The organism is Pseudomonas sp. FG29, from assembly GCF_057809355.1.
Genome location: NZ_JBMDJU010000038.1, coordinates 1 through 17,009 on the forward strand (window position 1 = coordinate 1; position 17,009 = coordinate 17,009).

Genomic DNA, 17,009 nt, shown 5'->3' on the forward strand with positions numbered 1-17,009 from the left:
ATTAACAAGAAGTTTTTGAAGCGCTTCATCGCTGAAGTGGCGCGCATTCTACATCACCAGAACGAGCTGTAAACCCCTGATATGCAAAAAGTTGCGCATATCGGATCAGCCGTCTTCCCGCCTCCTATATATAGAGGGCAAAACGCTCAGATCACCCCTGCCGTACGTAACTCGACAATTGCCTCTTCGCTCACCCCCAGCAAGCGCTGCAGCAGGGCATCGGTGTGTTCACCCAGCAGCGGCGGTGCCGAGCGATAGACTACAGGTGTCGCAGACAGGCGTAGCGGGCTGGCGACCTGAGGCGTATCACTGCCCAGACCGTTGGGCAGATCGAGACGCAGACCACGCGCCAACACCTGAGGATCGGCAAACACCTGCTGCAGATCGTTGATCGGCCCGCAGGGCACTCCAGCCTGCTCCAACAGCTCCACCCACTGCGCCGTTGTCTTGAAGACGGTGACCTGACGAAGTTGCGGGATCAATTCAGCCCGATTGGCCACACGCGCCTTGTTGGTGGCATAGCGCGGATCATCGGCAAGACCGGCGATACCCGCCACCTCGCAGAACTTGCGGAACTGCCCATCATTCCCCACGGCCAGGATGAAATTGCCATCCGCGCTGGGGAAGTCCTGGTAGGGGACGATATTAGGATGCGCATTACCCAGACGCTTGGGCGATACACCGGTTGCCAGGTAATTCATGGCCTGATTGGCCAGACAGGCGACCTGTACATCCAGCAGCGCCACATCGATATGCTGACCAACGCCGGACTGCTCACGCTGATTGAGCGCGGCCAACACCCCCACGGTCGCGTAGAGCCCGGTAAGGATATCGGTCAACGCCACCCCGACTTTCACCGGCCCAGCGCCTTCTTCCCCTTCCGGTCGGCCCGTCAGGCTCATCAAGCCACCCAGCCCCTGAATCATGAAGTCGTAACCCGCGCGCTTGGCATAGGGGCCGGTCTGACCGAATCCAGTAATGGAGCAGTAGATCAGGCGCGGATTGATCGTCTTCAGCGACTCGTAGTCGAGGCCATAGGCGGCCAGACCACCCACCTTGAAGTTTTCCAGCAGCACATCGCATTGGGCGACCAGTTCACGCACCAGGCGCTGCCCCTCGGGCTGGGTGAAATCCAAGGTCAGCGACTGCTTGTTGCGGTTGGCGCTCTGGAAGTAAGCCGCCTCGCGCGAATCGTTACCCTCGGCGTCCTTTATGTAAGGAGGCCCCCAATGCCGAGTGTCGTCACCGGTTCCCGGCCGCTCGACCTTGATCACCTCGGCACCGAGGTCGCCGAGGATCTGCCCGCACCAGGGGCCGGCGAGTACGCGAGAAAGATCGAGCACACGGATATGGGACAGGGCACCGGACATGGAGATTCTCCGCGGGGGTGCGTCAGGCGCACCCTGGATCAATGAGAGACGTAACGACTTAGAAGAACGCCTGGATACCGGTCTGCGCACGACCCAGGATGAGCGCGTGCACGTCGTGGGTGCCCTCGTAGGTGTTGACCACCTCGAGGTTGACCAGATGCCGAGCGATACCGAACTCGTCGCTGATGCCATTGCCGCCGAGCATATCGCGCGCCATGCGTGCGACATCCAATGCCTTGCCACAGCTGTTGCGCTTCATGATCGAGGTGATCTCCACCGCAGCAGTGCCTTCGTCCTTCATCCGACCGAGACGCAGGCAACCTTGCAGAGCCAGGGTAATCTCGGTCTGCATGTCGGCCAGCTTCTTCTGGATCAGCTGGTTGGCCGCCAAAGGGCGACCGAACTGATTGCGGTCGAGCACATACTGACGTGCGGTGTGCCAGCAGAATTCAGCGGCGCCCAATGCGCCCCAACTGATGCCGTAACGGGCCGAGTTCAGGCAGGTGAACGGGCCACGCAGGCCGCGGACATCCGGGAAAGCGTTCTCTTCAGGGCAGAACACGTTGTCCATGACGATTTCACCAGTGATCGATGCACGCAAGCCAACCTTGCCGTGAATCGCCGGAGCGGAGAGGCCTTGCCAGCCTTTTTCCAGGACGAAGCCTCGAATCTCGCCGGCATCGTCCTTGGCCCAGACTACGAATACATCGGCAATGGGGCTGTTGGTGATCCACATCTTGCTGCCGGTCAGGCGATAGCCGCCTTCGACCTTCTTCGCACGCGTGACCATGGAGCCGGGATCGGAACCGTGGTTTGGCTCGGTCAGACCGAAGCAGCCGATGTACTCGCCGCTGGCCAGCTTGGGCAGGTACTTCTGCTTGGTCGCCTCGTTACCGAACTCGTTGATCGGCACCATCACCAGGGAGGACTGCACGCTCATCATCGAGCGGTAGCCGGAATCGATACGCTCCACCTCGCGAGCGATCAGGCCATAGCACACGTAGTTCAGACCACTGCCACCGTAGGCTTCGGGGATGGTAGCGCCGAGCAGGCCGGTTTCGCCCATCTCGCGGAAGATCTTCGGATCGGTCTGCTCGTGACGGAAGGCTTCCAGCACGCGCGGCGCCAGCTTGTCGTCAGCGAACTGTTGCGCACTGTCACGCACCATGCGCTCTTCTTCCGTCAGTTGCTGATCCAGCAGCAGCGGGTCGATCCAGTTGAAGCTTGCCTTGGCCATCGCGAGAACCCTCGAAACAGGTGAATGATCGGTCGAGCCAGTCGACCCAGGAATGGCATTGATCCTAGGCTCACTGTGGAGACAGGACAAACGCAGAATTCGCACAGACCTGTGCTTTTTTATCACTTCGAGATAGCTTAAATGCCTGAATGAAACATCGTTGAATGAGGCTTTCGCACAAATGCGCCGCAAGATCCCCAGCACCGCCGCCCTGGTAGCCTTCGAGTCGGCCGCTCGCCACCAGAGCTTCACCAAGGCAGCGGATGAACTGAGCCTGACGCAAAGCGCGATCTGCCGGCAGATCGGCGGGCTGGAAAGCTTTCTCAATGTCGAGCTATTCCGCCGTTCACGGCGCGGCGTCGTATTGACCGAAGCGGGCGTCGCCTACAGCCGCAAGGTGGCTGCGCAACTCGATGCCGTAGAGCGAGACACCCTGGCGCTGATGGGCAACCAGGGCACCAGCAGTATCGAACTGGCTGTCGTACCGACCTTTGGTACGCAGTGGCTGCTGCCGCGCTTGCGGACTTTCCAGCAGTTGCACCCGGAAGTGACAGTGCACCTGACCAACCGTACACGCCCCTTCCTGTTCGCCGACACTCACTTCGATGCGGCTATCTATTACGGCGATGCCGAGTGGTCAGGTACCGAAGCGCACTTCCTCATGCATGAACACCTGCTACCGGTTTGCAGTCCGGCGCTGCTGGGCGATACCCCGGTCGATGCCGAACACATCGCAACACTTCCTCTGCTGCAGCAAACCACTCGCCCCTATGCCTGGCGCCAATGGTTCGCCGCCCAAGGCATGAGCGTCGCGCGCGACATGACCGGCCCGCGCCTGGAACTGTTCTCCATGCTGGCACAGGCAGCACAGCACGAGATGGGCGTCGCCCTGATCCCGCCGTTTCTGATTCAGCGCGAGTTGCAAGACGGCAGTCTGGTCGTCGCGCTCGATCGCGCCGTTCCCCACAACGACCGCGCCTACTACCTGATGGTGCCGGAGCGGAAGGCCGAATCCACGGCACTCAAGGCCTTTCGTGACTGGCTGCTGCAGCAGGCAGCGGCCTATCGTAGCGAGTGAAATAACAGGCAGGGGCGGCCAAAAACAAAACAGACAACAACAAACAGACCATCATGCGACTAGTAGCGACGCAAGGGTCACACTACAACGCCATCTTCCAGTCAATCCGCGCCAACCCAGTACTTTCGGGGCATTCCACTATTTCGAACGCTCCCGTTCGCAACTCTTCACACTTGTGCCGATGCGACCAACGGTCATTCGCCTGATGAATGATAAAAAACGCGCTAAGGCCTGTGAAACCAGCCTCTCCCTCAGAAATGACGCGGCCTGCACGCAGTATAAAAATCTCTCATAGACCCATTACTTGTAGTAATCCATTTTTTTTACTCCATAACTTCTTGTAAGGGTCTGCATTCGATTGCACAATCGCCGCGCCCGCCATCATCCGGCAGGTTTTGTGCTGATCCCCAATCGCCAGTGCGCCAGCGCAGTGCACCGGTTCACCAAAAAGATCACGCAGGAGATTAGAAGTGCACATTGGTGTTCCTCTCGAAACCCATGCTGGGGAGACGCGGGTAGCCGCGACGCCCGAGACCGTCAAGAAGCTGGTTGGCCAGGGCCACCAGGTGACCGTCCAGGCCGGTGCAGGCATTAGTGCCAGCATCCCGGACAGCGCCTATGAAGCTGCTGGCGCCACCATTGGCAACGACTCCGCCGCACTCGGCGCGGATCTGGTGCTGAAGGTGGTCGCACCGACCGATGCAGAACTGGCGCACATGAAAACCGGCGCTGTGCTGGTCGGCATGCTCAACCCGTTCTGCAACGACACCATTGCGCGCATGAATGCCCGTGGCATCACTGCCTTTGCCCTGGAAGCCGCGCCACGTACCTCCCGCGCGCAGAGCCTTGACGTGCTGAGCTCGCAGGCCAACATCGCCGGCTACAAGGCCGTCATGCTCGCCGCCAACCACTACCCGCGCTTCATGCCGATGCTGATGACCGCTGCCGGTACCGTGAAGGCCGCGCGCGTGCTGATTCTCGGCGCTGGCGTTGCCGGCCTGCAGGCCATCGCCACGGCCAAGCGCCTGGGTGCAGTGATCGAAGCTTCCGATGTGCGCCCTGCGGTTAAGGAGCAAATCGAATCGCTCGGCGCCAAGTTCGTCGACGTTCCCTTCGAGACCGATGAGGAGCGCGAATGCGCTCAGGGCGTGGGCGGCTATGCCCGACCGATGCCGCAGTCCTGGATGGAGCGCCAGGCCAAGGCCGTGCACGAACGCGCCAAACAGGCCGATATCGTCATCACCACTGCGCTGATTCCGGGCCGCAAGGCACCGACGCTGCTGCATGAAGCGACCGTGCGAGAGATGAAGCCCGGCTCCGTGGTCATCGACCTGGCCGCTGCGCAAGGCGGCAACTGCCCGCTGACCGAAGCCGATCAGGTGGTGATCAAGCACGGCGTCACCTTCGTCGGCCACACCAATCTGGCCGCACTGGTACCGGCAGACGCCTCGGCACTGTACGCACGCAACCTGCTGGACTTCCTCAAGCTCGTAATCGACAAGGAAGGCCAGTTCCAGCTCAACCTCGAAGACGACATCGTCGCGGCCTGCCTGATGTGCAAAGCCGGCGAAGTCGTGCGCAAGAACGGCTAAGGAGTAGGGACATGGATCTGATTTCCGACGGTATCTACAACCTGATCATCTTCGTGCTGGCCATCTATGTCGGCTATCACGTGGTGTGGAACGTCACACCGGCCCTGCACACCCCGCTGATGGCCGTGACCAACGCCATTTCCGCCATCGTCATCGTCGGCGCCATGCTGGCCGCCGCGCTCACTGTCACTCCGCTGGGCAAGGCCATGGGCACCCTGGCCGTGGCGCTGGCGGCGGTGAACGTGTTCGGTGGCTTCCTGGTTACCCGACGCATGCTGGAAATGTTCAAGAAGAAAGCGCCGAAAGCGCCTGTGGAGAAACACTGACCATGAGCATGAACCTGATCACTGTTCTCTACCTCGTCGCCTCGGTGTGCTTCATCCAGGCGCTCAAGGGTCTGTCGCACCCGACCACGTCGCGACGCGGCAACCTGTTCGGCATGGTCGGCATGGCACTGGCAGTGGCCACCACTGTCGGCCTGATCTACAAGCTCGGCGCCGAACTGGCCGTGCAGGGCATCGGCTTCGTCATCGTCGGCCTGCTGGTCGGTGGCACTGCGGGCTCGATCATGGCCAAGCGCGTCGAGATGACCAAGATGCCGGAACTGGTCGCCTTCATGCACAGCATGATCGGCCTGGCCGCCGTGTTCATCGCCATTGCCGCTGTCGTCGAGCCGCAGTCGCTGGGTATCGTCGCCGCACTGGGTGATGCCATTCCTTCCGGCAACCGCCTGGAGCTGTTCCTCGGTGCCGCCATCGGCGCCATCACCTTCTCCGGTTCGGTCATCGCCTTCGGCAAGCTGTCCGGCAAGTACAAGTTCCGCCTGTTCCAGGGCGCCCCGGTGGTCTTCAAGGGCCAGCACATGGTCAACCTGATGGTCGGTCTGGCCATTGTGGCACTGGGTCTGTATTTCACCTTCACCGGTGACATCCGCGCCTTCGCCATCGTGGTCGCACTGGCCTTCATCATCGGCGTGCTGATCATCATCCCCATCGGGGGTGCCGACATGCCGGTGGTGGTGTCGATGCTCAACAGCTACTCGGGCTGGGCGGCGGCCGGTATCGGCTTCTCGCTGAACAACTCGATGCTGATCGTCGCCGGCTCGCTGGTGGGCTCTTCGGGCGCCATCCTCTCGTACATCATGTGCAAGGCGATGAACCGCTCGTTCTTCAACGTCATCCTCGGTGGCTTCGGCGCCGATACCGATGCTGGCGGCCCGGCGGGCGCGCAACAGGAGCGCAACGTCAAGTCGGGTTCTTCCGACGACGCCGCCTTCCTGCTAACCAATGCCGATACCGTGGTCATCGTCCCCGGTTACGGCCTGGCCGTGGCCCGCGCCCAGCACGCACTGATGGAACTGGCCGAGAAGCTGACCCACCGCGGCGTCACCGTGAAGTATGCGATCCACCCGGTCGCAGGCCGCATGCCCGGCCACATGAACGTGCTGCTGGCCGAGGCCGAAGTGCCTTACGAGCAGGTGTTCGAGATGGAAGACATCAACTCCGAGTTCGGCCAGACCGACGTGGTGCTGGTGCTCGGCGCCAACGACGTGGTCAACCCGGCCGCGAAGAACGATCCGAAGTCGCCGATCGCCGGCATGCCGATCCTCGAGGCCTACAAAGCCAAGACCGTGATCGTCAACAAGCGCTCGATGGCCAGCGGTTACGCCGGCCTGGACAACGAACTGTTCTACATGGACAAAACCATGATGGTCTTCGGCGACGCCAAGAAGGTGATCGAGGACATGGTCAAGGCCGTCGAATAAACGCTGACCACCCCGACAGGAAACCCGGCCTAGAGCCGGGTTTTTTGTGCCCGAGATCTCAGAAAAAATTGATTCACAGGTCAAAAACAACAACCGATCAATTTCAAACTGTACTGCTCGAAAGACCATATTTTATGGGTTGCACCCAGTTAAAAACACTGCCAATAAAGGTTGCACCCAGTCTTTTCACTTATCACCAGTACAGATAGTCCAATTAATGGCAACACAGTTACAAAGCAACCTATCTAATAGCACAACAATTTTCTCCATCTGTGACTACTGGGTTGAGCGCGCGCTCGGGATAATTTACCCATCGACAGCAAACACACCCCGCCACAAGCGGAAGGAAGACCACCATGGAACGTACCCTCAGTTCCGCCCTGCTCCAAACTCACAGTGTTGCCAGTGACAAATCCCCCTGGCCGCTTCGCCTGATCGCCACCCTCACCCTGTGGCAGCGCCGCATCGTCAGCCGCCGTCAACTGGCTCGACTGGATGCTCGCCTGCTGGCAGACGCTGGCATCAGCGAAAATCAGCGTTACAGCGAACTGCAAAAGCCGTTCTGGCGCTGATACACCGCTTTGCTCCATCCCATCTGGGATCTTCTGAGAGCTCCACCGTCTCTGCTGCGGTGGGGCTTTCGTTTTATCTGCGCCCTGCAATTTCGCCACCCGCCAGTACAGTGACCATCACTGCTGGATTGGATACGCGTCTTCGTCCCTCTTTGTATCTGCCCGTACAGCCTGTCCGCTCGCTCGGCGATGCTCGCCACTTACCATCTAGAGCGAACGCCGCGATGCATTTCCGTACCGCTCTGGCGCAGCGCCAGCAATGCAGCCACCTGCCGTACTGGGCTAAGCTGCGGCCGCGGGCCACTGGGGCCCGTTTCCCGGAGTACAGCCTCATGCACCTGAAGAAATCCCTGATCGCCCTTTTGACGACTCTGGGCCTGGCAAGCGGCGCGCATGCCAGCAGCCTGGTGGCCACCACCGACACCCTGCTGGGCGCCGCTGCCGGTACGGTCGACAGCCTCTCCGACGCAACCAGCTCCCTGCGCGATGCCAAGGTGGTGCGCGCCGCGCGTGACGATGCCGCCAGTTTCGTTGCCAGCGCCGGCAGCCTGCGTGGCGCACGCCTCGAAGCAGCTCTGCAAGTGCTGCGGCCACGTCACCCGGATGCCAGCGATGCGCAACTGGCCGAAGCCATTCTGGCGCGGCCCGGAAGCTGATCGACATCGGCTTGGCCCTGCACGGCGATTCCGCTAGCCTTAGCGCCCGTTGACGAAGCACACGGCGCCACGGAACTGCCCATCGACCGCTTCGTCCAAGCTCTCAATCGTCGTTCTCCGGAGTCATCCCATGCGTCGCTCGCTTATCGCCGCCGCCACCGTCTGCGCCCTGTTCAGCGCGTTCACCCAGGCGCAAACCGTGGTCGCCACCAGCAACATCGTGGTGCGTGCCCTGGATCGCAGCATCAACTTCACCTCGGATACCACCACCTCGATACGCGACATGAAGGTGGTGACCCAGGCCCGCGAGGACGCGGCCAGCTTCGTCGCCAGCTCCGGTGAAATTCGCGGTGCCCAGCTCGAAGCGGCGCTGCAAACCCTGCGCCAGCAACTGCCCGAAGCCCAGACAGCCAGCGACCTGCAACTGGCCGAAGCCATTCTCGCGCTGTGATTCGCCTCGCCGCCTGGTGCTGGGCAGCGCTGCTGACCCTGGCTACGGCCCATGCCCAGGCGGCACTCAGGCTGGAACTGGATAGCCACGGCCTGAACGAGGCCGAGCGCCAGGCCAGCCAGGCCCTGCTCGACGAAGCGCGGGCGGCCTTACCGCCAGTCTTCGTCGAACGCCTCGACCGCACGGTGCCAGTACGCTGGCAGGAAGGCCTCGACGCCGCTGTCTACGGCCAGGTCGGCCGCACCACCGGCATCGAGCTCAACGCCAGCCTGCTACCCGCGCTGGTCGACGGCTCGGCAGCGCGCAACCTGACTGGGCGAGCACACGGCAGCCAACGTCGTGAACTGCTTGCCACGCTGATCCATGAACTGACCCACCTGTACGACCGCGCCCGGCTCTGGCCTACCGCGCAACGCCGGCAGATCAGCCAATGCCGGCAACGCGCCCAATCCACAGGGCTGGTCGGCCTGCCGGACGAGTGCCGCGGGCAGACCGAACGCCGCTTCACCCTCAGCGACGATCCACGCCTGCTCGACCTGGCCGGCTGGCCACAACGAGTCGGCCAACGTGGCGCCCGTGATCATGACAACGGCCAAGTCGCCCGCAGCCCGGACAGCTACGAGCTGAGCAACCCGCTGGAGTTCGTCGCGGTCAACCTCGAATACTTCCTGCTCGACCCCAGCTATGCCTGCCGCCGCCCGTCGCTGGCGGGTTATTTCCGCGAACATTTCGACTGGGCGCCGCCGGGCCAGCCCTGTGCCGAGGGCTACGCCTATCTCAATGCCGGGCGCGACTTCGCTCGCCAACCGCTGGAGCGCATCGACCCCGAGCGGGTCTACGCGGTGGACTACCTGTTGGCCGAAGCCAACGACGCCTGGATGAGCCGCTGGGGCCACAGCATGTTGCGCCTGGTGATTTGCGCTCCCGGGCGGCCACGCGGCCCGGATTGCCGATTGGATCTCGACCAGCATCTGGTGCTGTCCTACCGCGCCTTCGTCGGCGATGTGCAACTGTCGAGCTGGGACGGCCTGACCGGCGCCTACCCCTCGCGCCTGTTCGTCCTACCGCTGGAGCAGGTGATCGACGAATACACCAAGGTCGAGCTGCGCAGCCTGGCCTCGGTGCCGCTGCGCCTGTCGCGTGACGAGCTGGAGGCGCTGGTGGCGCGATCGGCCGAGCAGCACTGGAGCTACGACGGCGACTACTACTTCATTTCCAACAACTGTGCGGTCGAGACGCTCAAGCTGCTGCGCAGCGGTACCGGCAATCCACGCCTGCAAGCCCTCGACAGCATCATGCCCAACGGCCTGCTGGAACTGTTGGCGGCGCGCGGCCTGGCCGACACCTCGGTGCTGGATGACCCACGCGAAGCCCTGCGCCTGGGCTACCGCTTCGACTCCTTCCGCGACCGCTACCAGGCCATGTTCGCCGTACTGCGCCAGCGCCTGCCGATCACTCAGGACAGCGTGGAAACCTGGCTGGAGCAACCCGCGCAGCAGCGCCAGCAGTGGTTCGCCCAGGCCGACCTGCGCGCCAGTGCCGCCCTGCTGCTGCTGGAACAGGCTGCCCTGCGCCGCCAGTTGCTGCTGGCTCAGGACGAACTCAAGCGCCGCTACCTGACCGGCCGCGCGGCAAGCGATCCGAGCCTGAACAAGGCGGGCGTCGCGCTGGAGCAGATACTCGCCAACAGTGGCTTTCTCAGTCGCCCTGCTGAGTTGCTCGAAGGCGGTTACGGGCTGCCCCAGCAGCAGGAATGGGAGCGCCTGGAGGCGAGCAGCCGCGAGCGCCAGCAGCAACTGCGCCAGCTCAGCGACGAGCTGGATGGCGAGGTACGCAGCCTGCTGCTGCCCGAGCGCCTGGCCGAACTGGAAGCCAACGAGGCCAATCTGGTGGCCCTGGGCGACCACCTGCGCGCGCTGCACAAGGCCAGCGGCGGGCTGCAATTGCCCTAACCTCGTGAGTGATCCGGGAAGTCATTCTGCACAGTCCCCGGATTGCATCCGGGCTACGGATCGAGATCCTAAGGAATGATCTCTTCGTTCTCTTCCGGCAGCAGCGGGTCGACCATCAACCAGGGCAGCCGACTGCCGACCCAGATATGCCGATCCGCCGGCGCCTGCTCGGGCTCATCCAGCGTCGCCACGGTCACGTCCAGCGTATCCGGGCTTAGCGAGGTGAACAGGGCCAGGTGCGCGCCACAGTCACCGCAGAAATAGCGCGTGCAACTGGCCGACGAGGCGAAAACCTTCGGGGTGCCACGCAACCACTGGAAGGCCTGACGCGGCACCGTGACCCAGGTGGTGAGAATGCCACCCGTGCTGCGCCGGCAGATCGAACAATGGCAATGCGCACTGTCGTGCAACGACGCCTCGATGCGATAACACAAGGCGCCGCACTGGCAGCCCCCTTCATGACGCTCGCTCATTCCGCCTCCTTCTTGCATTGCCCCGCCCTGCTGCCCAAGATAGGCGTTCACCACCACCGGGGGTTCCCGTGATCGATCTGTTGCTGGCCCTGTGGCCGTTGTTCGCCATGATAGTTGCCGGCTACTGGCTACGCTCACGCGAGTTTCCCAGCGAGGCCTTCTGGCCCGGCGCCGAGCGCCTCAACTATTTCATCCTGTTCCCCGCCCTGCTGTTCTCCAGCCTGGCCAAGGCGCCGCTGAACAACCCGGCCCTGCCGCGCCTGGCCCTGGCCGTGCTGCTCGGCCTGGGTATCGCCTGGCTCGCCCTGCTGCTGGTGCGCCGTCTACGCGGCTGGCCAGCCGGGCGCTTCGGCGCTTTCAGCCAGGGCATCCTGCGTTTCAACACCTACCTCGGCCTGGCCGCTGTCGGCAGCCTGTTCGGCCAACCGGGGCTGACCCTGGCCGCGTTGATGCTGGCGTTGATGGTGCCGACGGTGAACGTATTGTCGGTGTGGTCGCTGACCGCCGAGCGCGGTGTCAGCGCGCGCAGCCTGTTGCTGCCGATCGTCAAGAACCCGCTGATTCTCGCCTGTGTCGGCGGCGCCCTGTTCAACCTGACCGGCATCGGCCTGCCCGGCGGCAGCGACCGCCTGCTCAGCCTGCTGGCCGCCGCCAGCCTACCGCTGGGCCTGCTCTGCGTCGGCGCGGCGCTCAAGCCCGAACAACTGGGCGGCGAGATTCCCGCGCTGGGCTGGAACAGCGCCCTGCGCCTGCTGGCCATGCCGCTGCTGGCCTGGGGCGTGGCCTGGGGGCTGAGCCTGCCGCCCATGGAAAGCGCCGTGCTGGTGCTGTTCTTCGCCCTGCCCACTGCGCCCACTGCCTACGTACTGACCCGCCAGCTCGGCGGCGACAGCCAGTTGATGGCCGGCATCATCACCCTGCAGACGTTACTGGCGGCGGGCAGCCTGCTGCTGGTGATGGCGGCTCTGGCGCCCTGACACGGCGCCGCGACTGAAAGCTGTGCGAAAGCGGCCACACCTAGGATGATGCGGCCCTGCGCCACAACGCAGCGGCAACCGACAACAACAAGACAGGTCACGCCCAGGCGCTTCTGACATGGTGCACGGCCGCTCGTCGCTGCCGCCAACCCGCAAAATTCAAGAACCGTCAGCAGCCGTGTAACATGCGCCGCCCAGCCGTGCGTGGCTCCCCTCAGCGTTTACGAGAATCGAATATGGAATGGCTCACCAACCCGGAAATCTGGGTCGCCTTCTTCACCCTGACAGCCCTGGAGATCGTCCTCGGCATCGACAACATCATCATGATCGCCATTCTGGTCGGGCGTATGCCGCCGCACATGCAGGCGCGCACGCGCTTCTTCGGCCTGGCCCTGGCGATGGTCACGCGCATCGGCCTGCTGCTGTCGATCACCTGGATCATGCGCCTGACCAACGACCTGTTCGATCTGTTCGGCCAGGGCATTTCCGGGCGTGACCTGATCCTCTTCTTCGGCGGCCTGTTCCTACTGTGGAAGAGCAGCACCGAGATGTACCACAGCCTCGAAGGCGAAGAAGAAGCCGAGCAAACCGCAGGCAACGGCGCTGCGCGCAACTTCATCGGCACCATCATCCAGATCGCCATCATCGACATCGTGTTCAGCCTGGACTCGGTGATCACCGCCGTCGGCATGGTCTCCCACGTACCGGTGATGGTCGCGGCGATCATCGTCGCCGTACTGGTGATGATGCTGGCGGCCGGCACCATCAGCAATTTCATCGACAAGCACCCGTCGCTGAAGATGCTGGCGCTGTCCTTCCTCGTGGTGGTCGGCACCGTGCTCATCGCCGAAGCCTTCGAGGTGCACGTGCCCAAGGGTTACGTCTACTTCGCCATGGCCTTCTCGCTGGGCGTGGAAGCGCTGAACATCCGCATGCGCGTGCTGCGCGGGCGCAAGGAAGACCCGGTCAAGCTGCGCAAGGACATTCCCGGCCAGTAAGGCCGATAGCTGACCAGACAACGGGGCCCATGAGGCCCCGTTTTCGTAGGTGCCGCGCTGACCATTGATCACGCTCAGCACGAAGGCCCTTGGCGATAACTATGCTTGCCGGCATTCGATCTTCAACAGGGTCATGCCGATGAGCGATGCCAGCGACACCCTCGACGTCTTCCCCTATCTGCAACTGATGCACCAGCACGGCGGCTCCGATCTGTTCTTCAGCGTCGGCGCGCCGCCATACATGAAAGTCGAAGGCCACAGCCAGCCCGTTGGCCAGCGCGTGCTCAAGGCCGGTGAAGTGCAGCAATTGGCCTACCAACTGATGAGCCAGAAGCAGATCGCCGAGTTCGAGCGCGATCTGGAAATGAACCTGGCTGTCAGCCTGCAGGGCGCCGGGCGTTATCGGGTCAACGTCTACTACCAGCGCGGCGAAGTGGCCATGGTGGTGCGCCTGATCAAGAGCCAGATTCCCGGCTTCGAGGCGCTCGGCCTGCCGAAGATGCTGGAGAAGCTGGCACTGCAGGATCGCGGGCTGATTCTGGTCACCGGCGCCGCCGGTTCGGGCAAGTCCACCACCCTGGCGGCGATGCTGGACTTCCGTAACCGCCACCGCAGCGGGCATATCGTCTGCATCGAAGACCCCATCGAATTTCTCCACAGCCACCAGCGCTCGATCATCGACCAGCGCGAAGTGGGCCTGGATACCCACAGCTTCGCCGATGCCCTGCGTAACGTGCTACGCGAGGCACCGGACGTGATCATGCTCGGCGAGATCCGCGACGCCGCCACCATGCAGCACGCCCTGCATTACGCCGAGACCGGTCACCTGTGCGTGGCCACGCTGCACGCCACCAGCAGCAGCCACGCCATCGAACGCATCGCCCGCTTCTTCCCCGACGAGGCGCGCAAACAGGTGCTGGCCGATGTCGCGCACAACCTGCTGGCCGTGGTCGGTCAGCGCCTGGTGCCGGGCATCGCGCAGAAGCGCGTGGTGGCGGTGGAGCTGATGCTCGGCACACCCTATATCCGCGACCTGATCCAGCGCGACGAGCTGGAGGAACTACGCGAAGCCATCGCCCGCGCCGCCGAACAAGGCCTGCAGACCTTCGACCAGCACCTGTTCAGCCTGCTCGAAGCCGGGCGCATCAGTCTGGCCGAAGCCTTGAAGTTCGCCGACTCGCGCACCGACCTGAGCCTCAAGTTCAAACTCGAACGCGGCTTCGCCGCTGACGATGCCGAGATGAAAGTACTGCGCGACGGCTGAGCATGGCGCAGAAACGAACAAGGCAGCCCGAAGGCTGCCTTGTCAGTGACACGCGGCGCGTCAGCTTTCCTTACGACGACGCTGCAGCCAGACGATCAGGCCGAACAGCAGCAAGGCTGGCAGCCACATCCACTCCTTGGGCCAACGCTCGGTCGGCGCGCGAACGCTGAGGATCTGCTGATCGAACTCAAGGCCGGCTTCGGCGGCCGGGCTGCCAAAGGCAACGCTGTCGATCAGGATCTTGTCGCCGTCCTCGTAGGTCATCAGCCCCAGCTTGTCGAGGCGCGCCTGGCCATCGGCCCCCGCCGGTACCGGCAGCAGCACGACGAACTCGCGCGGGTCGCCCACCTTGTCTTCACCGCGCACGCGCACACGCAGCGAGCTGCCATCCTCGACGCTGTCGAGCGCCTGCGCCAGTTGCGCCGGCGGGATGTCGCGGTACGGGTCGTGCAGCATGTCCATCCAGAACCCCGGACGGAACAGGCTGAAGGCTACCAGCAGCAGCAGCACGCTCTCGTACCAGCGACTGCGCACCAGGAAGAAACCCTGGGTGCCGGCGGCGAAAATCAGCATCGCCACCGTCGCCACGATGAAGATCAGCACGCCGTGCCAGAAGTCCACGTTGATCAGCAGCAGGTCGGTGTTGAAGATGAACAGGAACGGCAGCGCGGCGGTGCGCAGGCTGTAGAAGAACGCCACCAGGCCGGTCTTGATCGGGTCACCCTTGGACACTGCCGCCGCGGCGAACGAGGCCAACCCCACCGGCGGCGTGACGTCGGCCATGATGCCGAAGTAGAAGACGAACAGATGCACCGCGATCAGCGGCACGATCAGCCCGTTCTGCTGCCCCAGCGCCACCACCACCGGCGCCAGCAGGCTGGACACCACGATGTAGTTGGCGGTGGTCGGCAGGCCCATGCCGAGAATCAGGCTGAACACTGCCACCAGCATCAACATCAGCAGCAGGTTGCCCATCGACAGCAACTCGACCAGATCGGCCAGCACCAGGCCGACGCCAGTCTGCGACACCGCACCGACGATGATGCCGGCCGCCGCCGTGGCGATGCCGATACCGATCATGTTGCGCGCACCGGCGATCAGGCCTTCACGCAGGTCGACCACGCCATCCTTGAAGGTGCCGTGGTCGTGGCTGCCATCCTGGCGCATCCAGCTCAGCAGCGGGCGCTGCGTCAGCAGGATGATCACCAGCATCACGCTGCCCCAGAACGCCGACAGACCGGGCGACAGGCGCTCGATCATCAGGCACCAGACCAGCACCACCACCGGCAGCAGAAAGTGCAGGCCGGAAAGCAGCACGGCGCGCGTCTCGGGCAACTCTTCGAGCGGCGCATTGGGGTCTTCGGCTGGCAGCACCGGCACGCTGGCGGCGATTTTCAGCAGACCGAGATAGACCACGGCCAGCAAGGCGCCGATGCCCGGCAAGGCATAGTCGCCCAGCGCCGGCTTGAGCCAACCCAGGCCGTAATACACCGCCAGGGAAATACCGCTGATCAGCGCCGCACCGAAGGCGAAGCCGGTCAGGCGGCGCAGCCAGGGCTTGGGTTGGGCGCTGCCGATGGGCTGCAGGCCGAGCTTGAGCGCTTCCAGATGGACGATGTAGAGCAGCGCGATGTAGGAAATCGCAGCCGGCAGGAAGGCGTGCTTGATGATCTCGACATAGGGCATGCCGATGTACTCGACCATCAGGAAGGCCGCTGCGCCCATCACCGGCGGCATGATCTGGCCGTTGACCGACGAGGCCACCTCGACCGCGCCGGCCTTCTCCGAGGAAAACCCGGTGCGCTTCATCATCGGGATGGTGAAGGTGCCGGTAGTCACCACGTTGGCGATGGACGAGCCGGAAATCATCCCGGTCAGACCGGAGGCCAGCACCGCCGCCTTGGCCGGGCCGCCACGGAAATGGCCGAGCAGGCTGAAAGCCAGCTGGATGAAGTAATGCCCGGCGCCGGCGCGCTCGAGCAGCGCACCGAACAGCACGAAGAGGAACACGAAGCTGGTCGATACGCCGAGGGCGATACCGAATACCCCTTCGGTGGTGATCCATTGGTGGTTGGCCAACGCGTGGAAACTCACCCCGCGATGCGCCAGCAGGCCCGGCATGTAGGGGCCGGCCAGGCTGTAGATGAGGAACACCAGGGCGATGATCGCCAGCGGCGGGCCAAGCGCGCGGCGGGTCGCTTCCAGCAACAGCGGGATGCCGATACAGGCGGTGATCAGGTCTTCCGTAGTCAGGCTGCCAGGGCGTAGCGCCAGTTGCTGATAGAAGATGAACAGATAGGCAGCGCTGGCTGCGGCGACCAGGCCGAGGGCGATATCCAGCAGAGGCACGCGGTCACGTGGCGAGCGCTTGAACGCCGGATAGGCGAGAAACGCCAGCAGCAAGGCGAAGGCCAGGTGAATGGCACGGGTCTGGGTATCGTTGAGCACGCCGAAGCCGAAGATGAAGGGTAGCGGCGACGCGATCCACAACTGGAACAGCGACCAGAGCAGCGCCAGCCCGGCGATGACACGCGCCATCGGCCCCGCAGGCATACGGGCGCCGACATCCTGGGCGATCAGATCTTCGGTGGACAGTTGCTTGTCATGCATGGAGTGAAACCTGC

The 17,009-nt window shown here is 63.4% G+C and carries 15 protein-coding genes; 11 read left to right on the forward strand and 4 right to left on the reverse strand.

What is annotated here, in order from left to right; genetic code table 11:
• Nucleotides 1-146: 146 nt before the first annotated feature.
• Both ACODS1_RS22985 and ACODS1_RS22990 read right to left on the reverse strand, forming a co-directional pair.
• Nucleotides 147-1,370, reverse strand: a complete 1,224-nt coding sequence (locus tag ACODS1_RS22985; protein WP_489087462.1) for a CaiB/BaiF CoA transferase family protein — start codon at nucleotides 1,368-1,370, stop codon at nucleotides 147-149.
• Nucleotides 1,371-1,428: 58 nt separating this feature from the next.
• Nucleotides 1,429-2,607 (reverse strand): acyl-CoA dehydrogenase, encoded by a 1,179-nt coding sequence (locus tag ACODS1_RS22990; RefSeq protein ID WP_322981883.1) that lies wholly within the window; start codon nucleotides 2,605-2,607, stop codon nucleotides 1,429-1,431.
• A 181-nt stretch (nucleotides 2,608-2,788) separates the two neighbouring features.
• On the opposite strand from ACODS1_RS22990, the gene ACODS1_RS22995 reads away from it, so the two are divergent.
• From ACODS1_RS22995 to ACODS1_RS23030, 8 genes are all read left to right on the forward strand, one after another.
• Nucleotides 2,789-3,685 carry a LysR substrate-binding domain-containing protein gene (locus tag ACODS1_RS22995; RefSeq protein ID WP_489087463.1) on the forward strand — a complete coding sequence of 299 codons (897 nt, stop codon included), beginning with the start codon at nucleotides 2,789-2,791 and terminating at the stop codon, nucleotides 3,683-3,685.
• Between the two features lie 470 nt (nucleotides 3,686-4,155).
• Nucleotides 4,156-5,277, forward strand: coding sequence for a Re/Si-specific NAD(P)(+) transhydrogenase subunit alpha (locus tag ACODS1_RS23000; RefSeq protein ID WP_489087464.1), 1,122 nt, complete (start codon nucleotides 4,156-4,158; stop codon nucleotides 5,275-5,277).
• A gap of 11 nt (nucleotides 5,278-5,288) precedes the next feature.
• Nucleotides 5,289-5,603 (forward strand): NAD(P) transhydrogenase subunit alpha part 2, encoded by a 315-nt coding sequence (locus ACODS1_RS23005; protein WP_037054628.1) that lies wholly within the window; start codon nucleotides 5,289-5,291, stop codon nucleotides 5,601-5,603.
• 2 nt (nucleotides 5,604-5,605) lie between these two features.
• Nucleotides 5,606-7,042: an NAD(P)(+) transhydrogenase (Re/Si-specific) subunit beta gene (locus ACODS1_RS23010; RefSeq protein ID WP_489087465.1), complete on the forward strand. Its 1,437-nt coding sequence runs from the start codon at nucleotides 5,606-5,608 to the stop codon at nucleotides 7,040-7,042.
• A 356-nt stretch (nucleotides 7,043-7,398) separates the two neighbouring features.
• The gene (locus tag ACODS1_RS23015; protein ID WP_322981888.1) at nucleotides 7,399-7,614 is read left to right on the forward strand and encodes a DUF1127 domain-containing protein; all 216 of its coding nucleotides are present in this window, start codon (nucleotides 7,399-7,401) and stop codon (nucleotides 7,612-7,614) included.
• A 332-nt stretch (nucleotides 7,615-7,946) separates the two neighbouring features.
• Complete coding sequence (locus ACODS1_RS23020; protein ID WP_322981889.1) at nucleotides 7,947-8,270, forward strand: DUF2388 domain-containing protein; 324 nt, start codon at nucleotides 7,947-7,949, stop codon at nucleotides 8,268-8,270.
• Between the two features lie 130 nt (nucleotides 8,271-8,400).
• Nucleotides 8,401-8,721: a DUF2388 domain-containing protein gene (locus ACODS1_RS23025; protein ID WP_489087466.1), complete on the forward strand. Its 321-nt coding sequence runs from the start codon at nucleotides 8,401-8,403 to the stop codon at nucleotides 8,719-8,721.
• On the forward strand, nucleotides 8,718-10,673 hold the full coding sequence (locus tag ACODS1_RS23030) for a DUF7844 domain-containing protein (RefSeq protein WP_489087467.1): 1,956 nt from the start codon (nucleotides 8,718-8,720) through the stop codon (nucleotides 10,671-10,673). Before ACODS1_RS23025 ends, ACODS1_RS23030 begins: the two co-directional genes overlap by 4 nt.
• A 68-nt stretch (nucleotides 10,674-10,741) precedes the next feature.
• Here ACODS1_RS23030 and ACODS1_RS23035 read toward each other — a convergent pair whose 3' ends face one another.
• Entirely contained in the window at nucleotides 10,742-11,146 is a 405-nt protein-coding gene (locus ACODS1_RS23035; protein WP_489087468.1) for a GFA family protein, read from the reverse strand.
• 107 nt (nucleotides 11,147-11,253) lie between these two features.
• Between ACODS1_RS23035 and ACODS1_RS23040 the strand changes: the two genes are divergently transcribed.
• The 3 genes from ACODS1_RS23040 to ACODS1_RS23050 all read left to right on the forward strand — a co-directional run bounded on the left by ACODS1_RS23040 (nucleotide 11,254) and on the right by ACODS1_RS23050 (nucleotide 14,385).
• A complete protein-coding gene (locus tag ACODS1_RS23040; protein WP_489087483.1) occupies nucleotides 11,254-12,123 on the forward strand; it encodes an AEC family transporter in 870 nt (289 codons plus the stop codon).
• A gap of 236 nt (nucleotides 12,124-12,359) precedes the next feature.
• Complete coding sequence (locus ACODS1_RS23045) at nucleotides 12,360-13,121, forward strand: TerC family protein (RefSeq protein ID WP_489087469.1); 762 nt, start codon at nucleotides 12,360-12,362, stop codon at nucleotides 13,119-13,121.
• A gap of 139 nt (nucleotides 13,122-13,260) precedes the next feature.
• Nucleotides 13,261-14,385, forward strand: coding sequence for a PilT/PilU family type 4a pilus ATPase (locus tag ACODS1_RS23050; protein ID WP_489087470.1), 1,125 nt, complete (start codon nucleotides 13,261-13,263; stop codon nucleotides 14,383-14,385).
• 60 nt (nucleotides 14,386-14,445) lie between these two features.
• On the opposite strand, the gene ACODS1_RS23055 is transcribed toward ACODS1_RS23050, so the two are convergent.
• Entirely contained in the window at nucleotides 14,446-16,995 is a 2,550-nt protein-coding gene (locus tag ACODS1_RS23055; protein WP_489087471.1) for a TRAP transporter permease, read from the reverse strand.
• Between the last annotated feature and the right edge of the window lie 14 nt (nucleotides 16,996-17,009).